Genomic DNA, 16,580 nt, shown 5'->3' on the forward strand with positions numbered 1-16,580 from the left:
CTTTAAGAGCGAGCAGAATTAATCTCGATATTATAAATTAGTTTAAAATTCTATAAAAATGACACGAGTAGTAGTAGTCTTAGTTTTATTATTAACATCTACAATGGAAGCACAAATGGAAGAAAAAATAAAAGTAAAAGCAGCTGTTGATACTTTTTTTGAAGGATTTCATAAAGGAGATACAACTCTTATGAAATCTGTTATGATGAATAAGGTAATTATGCAGACTGCTTATAGAAACAAAGAAGGAAAAGATATTTTGGTTAATGATGAACCGGGAAAATTAATAAACGCCATAGCTAATAGACCCGAAGACCAGAAATGGGATGAACGCCTTTTAGATTATAGTATTCAAGTTGATGGTAATATGGCAAATGCTTGGGCATCTTATGAATTCTGGTTTAATGATAATTTTAGTCATTGCGGAGTTAACTCATTTCAATTATTTAAAGATGGTGATCAGTGGAAAATCATCTATTTAATTGATACTAGAAGAAAATCTACTTGTGATAAAAGCTGATTAGCAATCTGTTAAGTTAACACCTACTGCCAAACCACCTTTAGAGGTTTCTTTATATTTAGAATGCATATCTTTTGCTGTTTCCCACATAGTATTTACAACTTTATCTAGTGGTACTTTTACATTTTCAGGATTAGTATCTAAAGCCAATTCTGCGGCATTAATGGCTTTAATAGCGCCCATCGCATTCCGTTCAATACATGGTATTTGTACTAAGCCACCAATAGGATCGCAAGTTAATCCCAAATGATGCTCCATGGCAATTTCGGCAGCAATTAATACTTGCTCTGGTGTACCACCTAGTAGTTCTGTTAGAGCTCCAGCTGCCATAGCAGAAGACACACCAATTTCTGCTTGACAACCACCCATCGCAGCACTTATAGTTGCTCCTTTTTTAAAAATACTTCCAATTTCACCTGCCACTAATAAAAATCGTTTAATATCTTCAAAATTACCGTCATGATTCTCAATAACTAAATAATACATTAGAACCGAAGGAATAACACCTGCACTTCCATTGGTTGGTGCAGTTACCACCCGACCAAGCGACGCATTCACTTCATTTACAGCCAGAGCAAAACAACTTACCCATTTAAGTATTTGTCTAAATTTTACTTCAGTATTTCTAATAGCATAAATCCATTCTACTGGATTAGAGTAGGGAGAGCTTCCACGTAAACTTTTATGCATATCAAACGCGCGCCGTCTTACATTTAAACCTCCAGGAAGATTTCCTTCTGTATGGCATCCAACGTACATGCATTCTAACATAGTATCCCAAATACGTTTTAGTTTAAAATCAATTTCTTGTTCATCTCGAATAGACTTTTCATTTTCTAAAACAACCTGAGAGATGGGAAGGCTTAAGTTTTTACAAAATTGTATAAGTTCAGTGCCTTTATCAATAGGATAAGGGAATGAGCATTTTATTTCAAAATTTTTTTTATGGTTTGTACGTTCTTCTTTAACAACAAAACCACCACCAATAGAGTAGAAGGTCGATTTTGAATTCTTTCCATTAATAAAGGCAGTAAAAGTTATTCCGTTTGAATGAAATGGTAAAAATTTCTTATTGAAAACGATATCTGTTTCTGGATTAAATTCTAAAACTTTTTCATTGTTAAAGTTTAATGTATTGGTGTTTTTTATCTGTTCAATAGTTTTTCCAATATTGTCAGTTGGAATAGTTTCAGGGTTGGAGCCACCTAAACCAAGCATTACCGCAAAATCAGTTGCATGCCCTTTTCCTGTTAGCGATAAAGAACCATACAGGTCGACTGTAATTTTTTCTACGTCGTCAAATTTGTTAGTGTTCTTAAGTTCAGCAATCCATCGTTCAGCAGCTCGCCAAGGACCGAGTGTGTGAGAACTTGAAGGCCCAATACCAATCTTTAGCATATCAAAAACTGAAATACATTCCATAATTACGCAAACGTTATAGCTTGGCAAATATAAATTGTTTTTTGGTCTTCTAGAGCTACTTGTATTAAAAGATTCTGGCTTGTTTTTTTATTAAAAATTGGTATTAGGACTGCAAACTGAATAAAATCTGACACTGTGTCAGATATTTTCAGTTGGCATAATGATTGACTTATACATTTTGAATTTAAAAATGAACATTCAACACAATAAAAAAATATATTATGAGTAAAATTATTGGAATCGATTTAGGAACAACCAACTCTTGCGTTTCTGTGATGGAAGGTAACGAGCCTGTTGTAATCCCAAACGCGGAAGGTAAACGTACTACGCCATCGGTGATTGCATTTGTAGAAGGAGGAGAGATTAAGGTTGGTGATCCAGCGAAAAGACAAGCGGTAACAAACCCTACTAAAACAGTTTATTCTATTAAACGTTTTATGGGTAACAAATATTCTGAATCTAAAAAAGAAGCGGAACGTGTACCTTATAAAGTAGTAAAAGGTGATAATGATACGCCTAGAGTTGATATTGAAGGTCGTTTGTATACGCCTCAAGAATTATCAGCAATGATTCTTCAAAAAATGAAGAAAACTGCCGAAGATTATTTAGGAACTGATGTAACACGCGCTGTAATTACCGTCCCTGCTTATTTTAATGATAGCCAGCGTCAAGCTACTAAAGAAGCTGGTGAAATTGCTGGTTTAAAAGTAGAACGTATTATTAACGAGCCTACTGCTGCAGCTTTAGCTTACGGTATGGACAAAAAAGGGACTGACCAAAAAATAGTGGTTTTTGACTTTGGTGGAGGAACGCATGATGTATCTATCCTTGAATTAGGTGATGGTGTATTTGAAGTACTTTCAACAGATGGTGATACACACTTAGGTGGTGATGATGTTGATGAGAAAATCATTAACTGGTTAGCCGATGAGTTTAATGCTGAAGAAAATATGGATTTGCGTAAAGACCCAATGTCTTTACAACGTTTAAAAGAAGCTGCTGAAAAAGCGAAGATTGAATTATCGTCTTCTGCGCAAACAGAAATTAACTTACCATATATAACGGCTACGGCTAGCGGACCTAAGCACTTAGTACGCACATTAACGCGTTCTAAATTTGAACAGTTAATTGACGATTTAGTAAAACGTACTATTGAGCCATGTGCCTCTGCATTAAAAGCGGCTGGTTTAAGTAAAAGTGATATTGATGAAGTAATTTTAGTAGGTGGTTCTACACGTATTCCTGCTGTACAAGCGGCTGTTGAGAAGTTCTTCGGAAAAGCCCCAAGTAAAGGTGTTAATCCTGATGAAGTTGTTTCTTTAGGAGCTGGTATTCAAGGTGGTGTTTTAACTGGCGATGTTAAAGATGTATTACTTTTAGATGTAACTCCGTTATCTCTAGGTATCGAAACTATGGGTAATGTATTTACTAAGTTGATTGAAGCGAATACAACGATTCCTACTAAGAAATCTCAAGTATTCTCTACAGCAGCAGATAATCAACCATCAGTAGAGATTCATGTATTACAAGGTGAACGCGCTATGGCGGCAGATAATAAAACAATTGGACGTTTTCATTTAAGTGATATTCCACCAGCAAGACGTGGTACGCCACAAATTGAAGTAACGTTTGATATTGATGCGAATGGTATTATTAAAGTATCTGCAGAAGATAAAGCAACTGGCAAGAAACAAGATATTCGTATTGAAGCATCGTCTGGTTTAAGTGAAGAAGAAATCCAAAAAATGAAAGCAGATGCAGAAGCAAATGCAGAAGCAGATAAAGTAGCAGCGGAGCAAGCTCAAAAACTGAATGAAGCAGATTCTATGATTTTCCAAACTGAAAAACAATTAGAGGAGTTTGGTGATAAATTATCTGATGATAAGAAAAAACCAATCGAAGAAGCTTTAGAAGAGTTGAAGAAAGCTTACGAAACTAAAGATTTAGAAGTTATCACACCTGCTTTAGATAAAATAAACGAAGCTTGGAAAGTAGCTTCTGAAGAAATGTACAAAGCACAAGCTGACGCACAAGGTGGAGGTGATGCGCAACCAGGACCAGATGCTAGCCAAAACGGACAAGCAGAAGGTAGTGATGTTGAAGACGTAGACTTCGAAGAAGTGAAGTAAGATAAAAGCTCGAAGTCGGAAGACTGAAGTTATAAAGCGCAATCATTAATTTGGTTGCGTTTTTTTGTTTTGTGTCATTGCGAAGCTAACTTTTTTGTTAGCTGTGGCAATCTGTTAATGAATGAGTTTAAATTAAAAAGATTGTCACGTCCTTCGTCCTCACAATGACATCCTATTTATTAGGTTGTTATGAAATAGAAGTTTTGTACTTTCGATGTCTAATTTATATTAATGTCCTTTTCTCCAAAAATCAAATCAAATTACAAACCAAAACGTTTAGCAGTTAAACTTAACTCCAAAGGAGAACAATTTGTTGTACAAGGGCATCCGTGGGTGTTTTCAAATAATATTACTAAGATAAATGACGACGCAAAATTTGGAGACTTAGCTATCATTTTTGGAAAGAATAAAAATCGCGTTGTAGGCTTGGGATTATATGATGCTAGTTCGCCAATTCGCATTAAAATGCTCCATAGTAGCCATGAAAAAGCAGAAATTAATGCAGCGTTTTTTAATAATAAAATTGAAATAGCATATAATAAAAGACAATCACTATTAAAAACAGACACAAACAGTTACCGTCTTTTATTTGGTGAAAACGATGGTTTCCCAGGGTTAATAGCGGATGTTTATGCCTCAGTTTTAGTTGTAAAAATATATTCTGAAATATGGTTGCCTTATTTAGAAACCATCATACCAAGTTTACAAGAAACCTCAGAAGCAGAAACTGTAGTTATTCGATTAAGTAGAGGTTTAGAAAAATCAAAACGACATCAACTTGAAAATGGTGAAGTGGTTTATGGAACTTTAAGAAATGAAGTTGTAAACTTCGTAGAACATGGAGTCAATTTTTCTGCAAACGTAATCAAAGGCCATAAAACAGGTTATTTTTTAGACCATCGCGCCAATAGAAAACAAGTAGGCGAGTGGAGTAAAGGCAAAACGGTGTTAGATGTGTTTTCGTATGCTGGCGGATTTTCAGTTCATGCTTTATATAATGGTGCGAAAGAAGTCACTAGCTTGGATATTAGCAAACAAGCTTTGGAGATTGCTATTCAAAATGGTAAATTAAATAATTACTCAGGTAAACATAAAACCATTGTAGGTGATGCTTTTGTTGAATTAAAAAATCTCATTAAAAATAAAATCACGTTTGATGTTGTGGTTATCGATCCACCAAGTTTTGCTAAACAGGCTTCTGAAATTGATTTGGCCAAAAAGAAATATGCGCAATTGGCAGAATTAGGAGTGAAATTAACCGCTAAAAATGGTTTGTTAGTTTTAGCATCTTGTTCATCAAGAGTCTTAGTTGAAGATTTTTTAGAGATTAATTATCAAAGTTTAGCTTCATCAAATAGACCTTTCAAAGTTGTCTTAAAAACCCAACATGATTTAGATCATCCAATTTCATTTTCAGAAGGGGCGTATTTAAAATGTGGCTATTATCGTATTATTAATGAGGCATAGTTTTTAATGTGTTACTGAAAAAATATTAGCATTGCATTTTTAATTAAAAAAGTGCAATCAAATCAATGATTACACTTTTTAGGCTTATTATTTTAATAACATTTAAAAATTACAGAAAATTTCCGTTCTCTGCTAATTTTACTCTCATAGTTTTTTTACCATTTTTAAGTTTCACTTTATATTCCTTGGAAACTTTTTCATTTTTATTATGATAATTTACTAGATAAACATCCTTCTCTAATGACCAATTAGGAAATCTTTTAAAGACTGCGTTTCTAACATTTTTAGGTAATTTCACATTCTTAAATTTTTCAATAGTTCTTATAACCTTACCATCCCCATCATATGCAGCTAGTATTTTTCCATTAGGTATGAAGAAAGATACTGTATAAGTACTATATTCATCACCATAGAGATCTGAATTTTTTAAATCGTACATAGCTACTTGTTCTTGGAGCATTTGTACATTTAGATCGACGTCTTCATTTTCAACAGCGTTTAGATATTTATAATTCACTGCTGTTATAGTAACTTCGGGTAGTTGAGTGATTTGAGAATACATCCCAAATGTCAAACAAAAAACAACTAAATTTAAAATTGATTTTTTCATGATATTAAGGTTTTATGATTAATATGATGAAGATATATTTTTTGTAAAATTCTCACAATGATATCTATCAGTCTAGAAGGGTTGCATTATCATTTTTCATTTTTAGTTATAGTTTATTATTAAATTAAAATGTAAGTAATTAATTAGCTTGCGAAAATTGTTTTGTTAAAGTATCATTATCGGTCATTTAAAAATTTTATTGATAGAATGTTTGTAATATTATTTGTTGGTTATTATGCACGCATAATAGTTTGATATATTTATTATATTTGTTGAAATCAATTTTTAACAATGGAAACAAAACTCACAGAACTTCTCAAAATAAAGTACCCAATTATACAAGCTCCAATGTTCTTGGTTTCTAATGTGCCAATGGTTAAAGAGGCTATGAATGGTGGTATTGCGGGTTGTATTCCAGCTTTAAATTATAGAACTTTAAATGAGCTACATGTTGCCTTACGTGAATTAAAAGCAGCAAAACCTGAAGGAGGAGCGTTTGGATTCAACTTAATAGTTAACAAATCGAATGTCAAGTATAAAGGGCAGTTAAAAGTTATTTGTGAGGAAGGATGTGATTTTATTATAACATCTTTAGGTAGTCCAGAGGAGACTATAAAGCAGGCACATAAGGTTGGCATCAAAGTATTTTGTGATGTAACCGATTTAAAATTCGCCAAAAAAGTGGAAGAATTAGGGGCCGATGCCATTATAGCAGTAAATAGTAAGGCAGGAGGACATAGAGGTGAGCTTTCCCCGGAGGAGCTAACTAAGCAATTGAGTTCCAATTGCAACATTCCAGTAATATCTGCTGGAGGTGTTGGATGTAAAGCAGATATTGATAAGATGCTTAGTTATGGAGCTGCAGGTGTTTCAGTGGGAAGTCCTTTTATAGCATCTATAGAAGCTAATGTTACCGAAGAGTATAAACAAGCCTGCGTGGATTATGGAGCAGAAGATATTGTAATGACAGAGCGTATTTCTGGTACACCATGTACTGTGATTAACACACCTTACGTTCAAAAAATTGGCACGAAGCAAACTTGGATTGAATCCATACTAAACAAGAACAAAAGACTCAAGAAATGGGTTAAAATGATTCGTTTCTCAATAGGCATGAACGCTACTAAAAATGCCGCAACCAAAGCAACATACAAAACTGTTTGGGTGGCTGGTCCAAGTATAGAACATACCGAGGCCATACTTCCTGTAAAAGATATTATTAGGAAATTAGTTCAATGATTTTCTCGTAACTTTGGAGAATGAAAATCACCAATCAAAAACAACTTAGAGAATTATACGGTTATCCTAAGGGAAGAGCAAAAGACAAAGTTCTTCCAAAATTAGACAAACACGCCATTAATTTTATAGACACTTCACCATTTTTAGTGATGTCAACTTCAAGTGAAGCTGGTAAGCAGGATGCTTCTCCTAGAGGTGGAAGCTCCGGTTTTGTGAAGGTTTTAGATGAAAACACTCTTATAATTCCTGATGCCAAAGGCAATAATAGAGTAGATAGTATTTCTAATATTATTGAAACTGGGCGTGTTGGCTTATTATTTTTAATTCCAGGAGTCAATGAAACTTTGCGTGTTAATGGCAGTGCCTATCTTTCTACAGATAAATCACATTTAGAGTTGTTTCCAAATGAACAAAATAAGCCTATAGGATGTATTTGTGTTACGGTTGAGGAATCATTTCTACATTGTGCCAAAGCCTTCATGCGCTCTAAATTATGGGAAGTATCCACTCAAATCGACAGAGAATCTTTTCCAACAATAGGGCAGATGCTAAAAGATCAATTAGGTACTAGCGATGCTCCAGAAACTAGAGAAACTATGGAAAATCGTTACTTAAAAGATTTATAATATTTGCTATAGAGTTTCTAAAATGTTATCTTCGAATTTATTATAAAGGTTTAGCTTTTCGCTAATTAAAAAGGAATTGTGTTAAAATCACAAGCTGTCGCGCAACTGTAAGTAATGCAAATTACAAGCCAGATACTTGCCTTTACATATTAACCATGTGCTTTCGCGTTTTGAAGCTAGGTCAAGATATATTCTATAATATATTGGTGTGCACTTTAAACACCAAATTGGCTTCATTCACACTGCACTTTAATAATGAAGCTATGAAGGTTAAACAAGGACCGTTAAAATGTTGGGACATTTATGGAATGTATTTAGTAAACCAAGCAAAGCATTTCAACAAGCAAGTAGAGATTGACATTTTAAATGTATACAAAAAGGAATATGGCTGGGTTTTTAATATTGAAGAACTAATAACTAATTCCGATTTTGAAGCAGCTGTATTAACCAATAGCCAGCAACAAATAGAATGGGTTAATAAGGGTTTTACTAAAATGACAGGATACCCAGCTAATTATGCAGAAGGTAAGCGTCCAAGTTTTTTACAAGGAAAAAATACATCACAATCTTCTTTAGAATCCATACGAGAAAACCTAAAGAAAGACACCCCATTCAATACGTCAATTATCAATTATAAAAAGAATGGTGATGCCTATAATTGTAATTTAGATATCTATCAATTAAAAGATAGAAACAATAAACTAGTTCATTTATTGGCGTTAGAAAGAAAAATTAGAATGTAAGTTACTAAATGTCAATATAATTTGGTTTGCCAAATATCTAATTTATATTTATCCGCTATTTAACTACAATGTCAGGTTGAGCGCAGTCGAATCCCAAAAAACAACTATTTACTGTGCTTTAAATGAAAAGATAAATTCATTTCATCAATGCCCAAAGTGACAAATTTTTTTATCTAACTTATTAGTGTTGTTTAAGGCTATGTATTAGAAATATAAAATATTTAAGTCATTAAAAGGAACCTAAATCATTAAAGATAAAACAACAGTATATAAAGAGCAATAGTGCTTTATCCAAACACTTAAATTTGAGTTTATATGAAATATATCGTCCAAAATTACCATTGAACGATTTTTTTATACACTTTATCTTTTTGTTGAATGAAAAGAATAAAAAGTTAAACAAAATGTATTATGTTTGATAAATATTAACAAATGTTAAACAAAATCAAAATGAAAACACAGTTATTTAAAACCAGACGCCCAAATCTTTTTAAGTTACCTATACTAGTATTCGCATTAGCTTTATTTACATTTTCTTGTAGTAATGAAGACGCAGAAGTATTAGAAATTGAGGCAGAAGGACCAACAATAGTTGAACTATTAGAATCTTTCAATCAAGGTGGCGCAGCGGCTAAGAGTTCGAATAACAAATCATCAGACTACGAACCAACATTCAACGTTTTAAGTAAAGCATTGGCTAGAACAAAATTAGCAAGTACAGTATCAAGAAACCGATTAACTGTTTTTGCACCTACCGATAAAGCCTTTGCTGCCTTAGGTTTAACAACAAAAAACATTACAACGGTTGATAATTTAGCAGACATTTTATTATACCACGTTGTTGGAATGCCAGTATATAGCTTTCAGTTAGAAAACGGCCCTGTAGGTACTGCAAACGGTGAAGAAGTAATTATAAATATAGACAATGGCGTATTGGTTAATAACGCTAAGGTTACTATGGCCGATTTAAAAGCTAGAAATGGTGTAGTACATGTTATAGATAGCGTGTTATTTCCACCAACAATGAGTATTGCTGGAATAGCAGACACGAATGATAATTTTTCAATATTATATGATGCAGTTGCTAAAGCTGGCCTTGGAGGCACATTAACTAATGGTGGTCCATTCACAGTATTTGCCCCAACAAATCAAGCATTTTTAGATTTGCTAGATGCCTCTGAAGATTTTAATAGTCTGGATGATATTCCTGTTGATTTATTAACACAAATATTATTATATCATGTTGTTGATGGCTATGTTTTTAGCAACCAATTAAGTAATGGTTATGTGCCAACTTTGAATGGGGCAGCAGTTGAAGTAGATTTAACTTCAGGAGTTATGATTAATAATGCAGGCGTCATTGCGGCTAATGTTCAAGCGACAAACGGTGTCATACACGGTATAAATAAAGTTTTAATGCCACCAACTATGAATTTGGTTGAATTAGCTAGCAGCTTTGCTCCAGAATTCTCAGTATTGTTAGCAGCAGCGACAAAAGCAGGATTAGTTGATGTATTATCGGGTAATGGGCCGTTTCCACAACTAACGGTATTTGCTCCTACAAATCAAGCATTTTTGGATTTATTAGGTGCATTACCAGGATATAGCTCCTTAGATGATTTCGATACTGAAGAGGATATTGCTCTTTTAACAAGCATTTTATTATACCATGTTGCTGAAGGACGCATATATTCTAGTGATTTATCAAATCGTCCAGTAGGAACACTTGGTGGTTCTTTCGACTTATCTGGATTATCAATTACAACATCAAGCATGGGAACAGCCAATTTAGTTCCTAGTTTATTAGATGTACAAGCAACAAACGGCGTAATACATGTTGTAGATGCTGTTTTAGTACCATAAATTATACATGAATAATAGTAAAATGAAAAAGAAAAATATTTGAATTAGTTAGTTTAGTTTGGTTGATTGAAAGGGGATATGACATTATACAAAGTCATATCCCTTTTTTGTTATGAATATCTGTAGTTCAGAGATTAATCAAGAATCCAACAATTTTTATTAATGTTTTGTCATTCCGCACTTGATGCGGAATCCATATTTAATGCCTATGGATTCCTTCCTGATAGCTATCGGGATTAGCAGGAATGACAAATAATTATTTAGAATAAATCGTATTCTCCTGTTCAGCAACTCGAATAAAAGTAGTTCTCTTTGTAAGTTCTTTTAATCTCGCAGCGCCAACATAGGTACATGTGCTTCGTAGTCCGCCTAAAATATCTTGAATGGTAGACTCCACTTCACCTTTATAAGGCACTTCTACTGTTTTGCCTTCGCTGGCTCTATAATCGGCAACACCTCCAACATGTTTTTTCATTGCGGTCGCAGAACTCATGCCGTAAAACTTTCGGTATGGTAATCCATTATGTTCAATTATTTCGCCACCACTTTCGTCATGTCCTGAAAGCATACCACCTAGCATCACAAAATCGGCTCCTGCACCAAAGGCTTTTGCAATATCTCCAGGAGAAGAACAGCCACCATCACTTACAATTTGCCCGCCTAAACCATGGGCTGCATCAGAGCATTCTATAATGGCAGATAGTTGTGGATAGCCAACACCAGTTTTTACTCTAGTGGTACAAACAGACCCAGGGCCAATGCCCACTTTTACAATATCGGCTCCAGATAATAAAAGTTCTTCAACCATTTCGCCTGTAACCACATTACCAGCTATAATAACTTTGTCTGGATAGGTGTCACGGGTGCGCTTAACAAACTCTGCAAAATATTCAGAATAGCCATTAGCGACATCTATACAAATGAATTTTAAATCTGAATTTAGTTGAAAGATATCTTTTAGTTTTTGTGAATCGTCTTTACCAACCCCAGTACTAACAGCAAGGTAATTTAATATATCATCCGATTGTGTGGATAAAAATGTGCTCCACTTTTCCAATGAATAATGCTTATGAATGGCCGTAAATAAGCCTTTTTTAGAAAGGGCTTTAGCCATATCGAAAGTACCTACTGTATCCATATTGGCAGCCATAATAGGAATACCTTTCCAAGTAATTGGGCTATGTAAAAATTTGAATTCGCGAACTAAATTCACCTGCGATCTGCTTTGTAATGTGGAACGCTTAGGGCGTATCATTACATCTTTAAAACCTAATTTAATTTCATATTCTATGCGCATCTTTCAAGTACTTAAATTATTGTACCCTAAAATTAGCCTTTTTAGCGATAAAAAAAAGAAAATATATGTTTTAAAATATTGACAATACTTTGTAATCTAATAAAATGTCAGTTCGAGTGTCACGCCTTAGCGTGATGTATAGAGAACAGTTTTTAAAACAAAATTATAAAATATAGAAAGGAATATGTAATGCTGTTAAGCTATTGCTATCACGCTAATTTCAACATTCACATCTTTTGGTAAACGGGCCACTTGAACAGTTTCTCTTGCTGGTGCGTTGGCGTCATCAAAATAACTTCCGTAAACCTCATTAATTTGAGAAAAGTTATCCATGTCGCTTATAAAAATTGAGGATTTGATAACATTATCGAAAGTCATGTTAGCAGCTTCTAAAACCGCTTTTAAATTAATCATGACTTGATTTGTTTCATTTTTAATATCATTAAGAATCAAATTTCCAGTTTCAGAATTAATAGCTATTTGCCCAGAAGTATAAAGCGTGTCTTTTACTAAAACCGCTTGACTATAAGGTCCAATAGGAGCAGGAGCTTTTGCAGTATGGATAATTTTTTTCATGATATAGGTGTTAAAGTTGTTGGTCTGGTTGTCTTCGTTTTTCGTATTTCAAATCCTTTAAAATACTTGATTTTATTCCTATAAAGAAATTCCAAGAACTTCTGGCACTAAAAGGAACCCAACTAAAACTCATACGCCAACTCAACAAATCACGCTCAAATCTAAACTGTGTATAGGTAAACCCTCTATCTTTTAAATCGTAACCAGAGGAAGCACCTACCGACCACTTTGGTGACAACTCTATATCGCCCGAAAACATAAGTGAATGGGACGAAATTTCACTCTGTCGCCTACTATTACTATAGTTTACTGCATATGCTAATCGTAAACTCCAAGGAACTTGGTAATTGTATAATTCTCCAGGTTTTTCATCTTCATCATCCTCATCCTCGCCATTAATTTGCTCATTAGCAAAATCTAAATTTTTAGGGAGGACATCTTCAGGGCGATTATTTCTTTGTGAATCTCCACCGTTGTCATTATTTCCCTTGCTTGACAAAGAATAGCTCATAGTTAAATTAGCACTCGTTAGCCTAAAGAGACTTCCACCATTGTCTATATTAAATTTATCTATGCGATTATTATTATTATCTAAGGCATAGGGGTCGAGCGTAGCACCAAAATTTACACTCATTTTATTGTCAAAAAATTGTGTGCCCCCGGTCATTCTCACTGGGCTCCATTGTAATGAATCACCCGCAAAATTATACGACGTAGAAAAGTTTAAGTTATTAAGTAAAGTAATTTTTTTTGGTTCTGTTGCTGTACTGTCCTTATCTCGGACTTTGGCTTCTAGATTATTTGATAGAGCAATGCCCATGGAACTAGAAAAATTATTTCCAGGTCTTCCAAAAATACTTTGTTCAAATCTTGTAAATTCTACTTCGCTTTCTGTTTCACCATCGGCATTTACCACTTCAACGGTATCGTAGTATTTATCGAAAGCTGGATTTATATTATAGCTAATGGAAGGCCGCATAATATGCCTTATAGCTTTTATTTTTTTGTCTTGCCCTTCTTTTTCAAAGGTATACATGCCATAAACGGTTGTACCTAAACTCGTGCTAAAATTATAAGTTCTAAAGGAATCAAATCCATTAATCGTATCAGTAACAATTTCTTGTTTTTCTTGGTCGTAAGTTTTATCTATGGTCTTAAATGTCCAAACTTCATTATAATTAGTACTTGCGCTCACGCTAAAATGCTTAAATATTTTAAAGTTGGTACTAATTGGTATTGAATGCTGAAAACCTGCCTTAGCATCATCAAACATTTCTTTTTTGAAAAAGAGAGAGTCTGACGTTTGAATTCTATTTTCTCCTCTTAAATTGTATTGCAAATTGATATTTTGAATGATTCCTTTGTTACTACCTGTTTTAGATGCAAAGGGAAAAATTCTGCCAACACTTCCTTGAAAGGTAGGTAAGGTCATATTTATTTGTTCAGATTGTGTATTCTGAGAATGTGTTGCAGTAACACTAAAGTTAACTTGTGGCTCTCCTTGAAATGTTTTTGAATACGAAACCGAAGAAGCTAAGGTATTGTTCAAGAAATTACCTGTATTAATTTGATTTAGTGACGATCTATAATAAGTACTGCTTCCTAAGTTAACCGATGCAGAAAAACGCGAATTTGGATTTGCCTTACTATCTTGACTATGGGTCCATCGCAAATTATAAATCGTGTTTTTTGCATAGTCTGGAAAACCACGTTCACTGGTGATTAAATTTTCGTATCGAAATCCCAGATTTCCTCTAAATTTATATCGAACGGCATAGGTATTCTCTGCTCTTATACCATAACTTCCATTTGTATAATAATCACCAAAAACAGCTAAATCAAAGTAATCACTTATGGCGAAATAATAACCACCATTTTGCAAAAAATAACCGCGATCATTTTGTTCACCAAAACTTGGGATAATAATACCGGATGTTTTCTTTTCACTCTGCGGGAAAAAGCCAAAAGGGAGTCCTATTGGTGTAGGGACATCATAAATAAATAAATTAGCAAGACCAGTTACAATTTTTTTTCCAGGAACTACTTTCGCTTTTCTTAGCTTGATATAATATTCAGGGTCTTCTAAATCTTCTGCAGTAGTATATTTAGCATTCTTTATAAAAAAGACAGAATCATTTTCTCGTTTTGTAATACTAGCAATTACAGTACCCTCTCCTTGTTCACTTATTGAATTATAAATTAGTGCTTTTTCCGACTCTGTATTAAATAAAATAGAATCAGGTTCAACAATATTACCAGCTTGATTAAAAACAGGTGCTTGCTTATAGCCAGTAGAATCTTTAATTCCTTTGGCATATACTTCATTTTTACTATAATCAATGGTTATGCTACCAGCCTTTATGTTCATGTCGCCGTAATCTATTTCGGCTTCATTGTACAAGTATAATTTCTGCAGTTTTTTATTGAATGAGGTGTAATCTTTTGCTTTATACTTAACAATGTTCTCTAAAAGTCCTTTTTTAGGTTTTATAGAATCACTTATTGTTGAATCTTGTTTTCTTTCGGTGATTTCTTTTAGATCAAGAATACTATCTGTAGATATTATTAAACTATCCTCTTTTACGACATTGGGTTTTATAGCATCCGGCTTTTTTGGGATATCTTGGGCGAAGCCAAACATGTTAATAAACACGGTAAAACTTAAGGCAAAAAGTATTTTAAACTTGTTTGTGTGCAACGCTTTTAATGTATTTTTGTAAAAGTATGGCTCGGTTTTTGAAAAGCCAAAATTACATATATTTTTCTGGGATTAATTTATTTTAATTAAAAATTTAAAATTAAGCCTGTACTCAAGTTGATTGGGTAATAAACCTAGTTTTTTAATCGTTATTAGGCCAGAATAAAAATTATTTAACATATAATAAAAAGACTAAACGAATTAAAGCAATATTTACCATATGAAAACGAGTAATAGTTTACTTTTCGTATTCTTTATAATAGTATTAACGTTTTGCAAAGCTGAAAATGCTAGTGCACAAACTAATTCTGATAATTTTGTTATCATGATTGACCCTGGGCACGGAGGCAGGGATTCAGGTACTCCTGGAACAGGTAGATATAAAACTACCGAGAAAGATATTGCCTTGGATGTATCTTTAGCATTGGGAAAAATGCTAAAACAGAACTTATCGAATATAGATATTGTATATACCCGAAGTAAAGATGTTTTCCCAACGTTGAATGGAAGAGCGAAAGTTGCAAACAATAAAGATGTAGATTTATTTATATCAATTCATTGTAATGCCCAACCTGGTAAGAAAGGAACAGCTTATGGATCCGAAACATATGTACTTGGAACAACAAAAAATAAACAAAATCTTGAGGTTGCAAAGCGGGAGAACTCGGTAATCTTCTTGGAAGACGATCATAAATCTACTTATAAGAATTTTGATCCTAATTCGCCAGAATCCTTAATAGGACTCACGTTAGCTCAGGAGGACTATTTGGATCAAAGCATAAGGTTTGCTAGTTATATAGAAAAGGAATTTCAAGTTACTGGCAAGAGACGAAGCAGAGGCGTTAAACAAAATATATTTTATGTTTTGGCTTATACATATATGCCAAGTGTTTTAGTTGAACTTGGTTTTCTTACTCATAAAAAAGAAGAAGATTTTTTGAATTCTAAGAAGGGAAAGAATGTTATGACCAAATCTTTATTTAATGCTACTGTAAAATATCTAGAAAGTTTAAATTTAGGTTTTAGTCATTTGGATATAGATAATTCTCCAAGAGAAAACTCTCAAGACATTGCTAATAAAAAAGAATCTATAAAATTCAAAATCCAAATAGCAGCTAGTTCTAAAGCTCTAGATTTAAAGCCTTATAATTTTAAAGGATTGCAAGAAATATCGAGGCTTAAAGAAGGAAGCTTATACAAATATTTTTATGGAGAAACTTCAAGCTATGATAAAACTAAAGATTTAGAAGAATTGGCAATAAAGAAGGGTTATTCAAGCAGTTTCATAGTGGCATTTAAGAATGGAAAGAAAATACCTTTAGCAGAGGCTTTAAAAACAACTGCGAATTAAATTCATTCTTTTTAAATTTATCTTAAATTTGTTCATCTA

13 protein-coding genes and 1 riboswitch are annotated in these 16,580 nt (G+C 33.5%); of the genes, 8 read left to right on the top strand and 5 right to left on the bottom strand.

All coding sequences use genetic code 11. The features are described from left to right. Nucleotides 1-58: 58 nt before the first annotated feature. Complete coding sequence (locus tag AC2D6V_RS10280; protein ID WP_484648057.1) at nt 59-520, top strand: nuclear transport factor 2 family protein; 462 nt, start codon at nt 59-61, stop codon at nt 518-520. On the opposite strand, the gene AC2D6V_RS10285 is transcribed toward AC2D6V_RS10280, so the two are convergent. After that, the gene (locus AC2D6V_RS10285; RefSeq protein WP_484648058.1) at nt 521-1,942 is read right to left on the bottom strand and encodes an L-serine ammonia-lyase; all 1,422 of its coding nucleotides are present in this window, start codon (nt 1,940-1,942) and stop codon (nt 521-523) included. It abuts the gene before it with no gap. Between the two features lie 221 nt (nt 1,943-2,163). Between AC2D6V_RS10285 and dnaK the strand changes: the two genes are divergently transcribed. Beyond that, complete coding sequence (gene dnaK, locus AC2D6V_RS10290; protein ID WP_484648059.1) at nt 2,164-4,071, top strand: molecular chaperone DnaK; 1,908 nt, start codon at nt 2,164-2,166, stop codon at nt 4,069-4,071. 231 nt (nt 4,072-4,302) lie between these two features. After that, nucleotides 4,303-5,538, top strand: a complete 1,236-nt coding sequence (locus AC2D6V_RS10295) for a class I SAM-dependent rRNA methyltransferase (RefSeq protein WP_484648060.1) — start codon at nt 4,303-4,305, stop codon at nt 5,536-5,538. A 109-nt stretch (nt 5,539-5,647) separates the two neighbouring features. Here AC2D6V_RS10295 and AC2D6V_RS10300 read toward each other — a convergent pair whose 3' ends face one another. Further along, complete coding sequence (locus AC2D6V_RS10300; protein WP_484648061.1) at nt 5,648-6,148, bottom strand: nicotinate-nucleotide adenylyltransferase; 501 nt, start codon at nt 6,146-6,148, stop codon at nt 5,648-5,650. A 291-nt stretch (nt 6,149-6,439) separates the two neighbouring features. Between AC2D6V_RS10300 and AC2D6V_RS10305 the strand changes: the two genes are divergently transcribed. The 4 genes from AC2D6V_RS10305 to AC2D6V_RS10320 all read left to right on the top strand — a co-directional run bounded on the left by AC2D6V_RS10305 (nt 6,440) and on the right by AC2D6V_RS10320 (nt 10,619). Continuing rightward, entirely contained in the window at nt 6,440-7,387 is a 948-nt protein-coding gene (locus AC2D6V_RS10305; protein ID WP_484648062.1) for an NAD(P)H-dependent flavin oxidoreductase, read from the top strand. A 20-nt stretch (nt 7,388-7,407) separates the two neighbouring features. Continuing rightward, on the top strand, nt 7,408-8,013 hold the full coding sequence (locus AC2D6V_RS10310; protein WP_484648063.1) for a pyridoxamine 5'-phosphate oxidase family protein: 606 nt from the start codon (nt 7,408-7,410) through the stop codon (nt 8,011-8,013). A gap of 29 nt (nt 8,014-8,042) precedes the next feature. Beyond that, a riboswitch (cobalamin riboswitch) is annotated at nt 8,043-8,170 on the top strand. 106 nt (nt 8,171-8,276) lie between these two features. Next, complete coding sequence (locus tag AC2D6V_RS10315; protein ID WP_484648064.1) at nt 8,277-8,756, top strand: PAS domain-containing protein; 480 nt, start codon at nt 8,277-8,279, stop codon at nt 8,754-8,756. 450 nt (nt 8,757-9,206) lie between these two features. Continuing rightward, on the top strand, nt 9,207-10,619 hold the full coding sequence (locus AC2D6V_RS10320; protein ID WP_484648065.1) for a fasciclin domain-containing protein: 1,413 nt from the start codon (nt 9,207-9,209) through the stop codon (nt 10,617-10,619). 256 nt (nt 10,620-10,875) lie between these two features. Here the strand turns inward: AC2D6V_RS10320 and AC2D6V_RS10325 are convergent, their stop codons facing one another. The 3 genes from AC2D6V_RS10325 to AC2D6V_RS10335 form a co-directional block, all read right to left on the bottom strand. Next, the gene (locus AC2D6V_RS10325) at nt 10,876-11,916 is read right to left on the bottom strand and encodes a GMP reductase (protein WP_484648066.1); all 1,041 of its coding nucleotides are present in this window, start codon (nt 11,914-11,916) and stop codon (nt 10,876-10,878) included. Nucleotides 11,917-12,111: 195 nt separating this feature from the next. Beyond that, a complete protein-coding gene (locus AC2D6V_RS10330) occupies nt 12,112-12,492 on the bottom strand; it encodes a RidA family protein (protein ID WP_484648067.1) in 381 nt (126 codons plus the stop codon). 10 nt (nt 12,493-12,502) lie between these two features. After that, the gene (locus tag AC2D6V_RS10335; RefSeq protein WP_484648068.1) at nt 12,503-15,133 is read right to left on the bottom strand and encodes a putative LPS assembly protein LptD; all 2,631 of its coding nucleotides are present in this window, start codon (nt 15,131-15,133) and stop codon (nt 12,503-12,505) included. A gap of 277 nt (nt 15,134-15,410) precedes the next feature. On the opposite strand from AC2D6V_RS10335, the gene AC2D6V_RS10340 reads away from it, so the two are divergent. Beyond that, nucleotides 15,411-16,541, top strand: a complete 1,131-nt coding sequence (locus tag AC2D6V_RS10340) for an N-acetylmuramoyl-L-alanine amidase family protein (protein ID WP_484648069.1) — start codon at nt 15,411-15,413, stop codon at nt 16,539-16,541. Nucleotides 16,542-16,580: the final 39 nt, after the last annotated feature.

It is taken from the genome of Algibacter sp. YIN40, from assembly GCF_057219435.1.

Bases quoted from the DNA above. Each gene is read 5' to 3' on its own strand.
- AC2D6V_RS10280 (WP_484648057.1), top strand. From the start codon at position 59: ATGACACGAGTAGTAGTAGTCTTAGTTTTATTATTAACATCTACAATG.
- AC2D6V_RS10285 (WP_484648058.1), bottom strand. From the start codon at position 1,942: ATGGAATGTATTTCAGTTTTTGATATGCTAAAGATTGGTATTGGGCCT.
- dnaK (WP_484648059.1), top strand. From the start codon at position 2,164: ATGAGTAAAATTATTGGAATCGATTTAGGAACAACCAACTCTTGCGTT.
- AC2D6V_RS10295 (WP_484648060.1), top strand. From the start codon at position 4,303: ATGTCCTTTTCTCCAAAAATCAAATCAAATTACAAACCAAAACGTTTA.
- AC2D6V_RS10300 (WP_484648061.1), bottom strand. From the start codon at position 6,148: ATGAAAAAATCAATTTTAAATTTAGTTGTTTTTTGTTTGACATTTGGG.
- AC2D6V_RS10305 (WP_484648062.1), top strand. From the start codon at position 6,440: ATGGAAACAAAACTCACAGAACTTCTCAAAATAAAGTACCCAATTATA.
- AC2D6V_RS10310 (WP_484648063.1), top strand. From the start codon at position 7,408: ATGAAAATCACCAATCAAAAACAACTTAGAGAATTATACGGTTATCCT.
- AC2D6V_RS10315 (WP_484648064.1), top strand. From the start codon at position 8,277: ATGAAGGTTAAACAAGGACCGTTAAAATGTTGGGACATTTATGGAATG.
- AC2D6V_RS10320 (WP_484648065.1), top strand. From the start codon at position 9,207: ATGAAAACACAGTTATTTAAAACCAGACGCCCAAATCTTTTTAAGTTA.
- AC2D6V_RS10325 (WP_484648066.1), bottom strand. From the start codon at position 11,916: ATGCGCATAGAATATGAAATTAAATTAGGTTTTAAAGATGTAATGATA.
- AC2D6V_RS10330 (WP_484648067.1), bottom strand. From the start codon at position 12,492: ATGAAAAAAATTATCCATACTGCAAAAGCTCCTGCTCCTATTGGACCT.
- AC2D6V_RS10335 (WP_484648068.1), bottom strand. From the start codon at position 15,133: ATGTTTGGCTTCGCCCAAGATATCCCAAAAAAGCCGGATGCTATAAAA.
- AC2D6V_RS10340 (WP_484648069.1), top strand. From the start codon at position 15,411: ATGAAAACGAGTAATAGTTTACTTTTCGTATTCTTTATAATAGTATTA.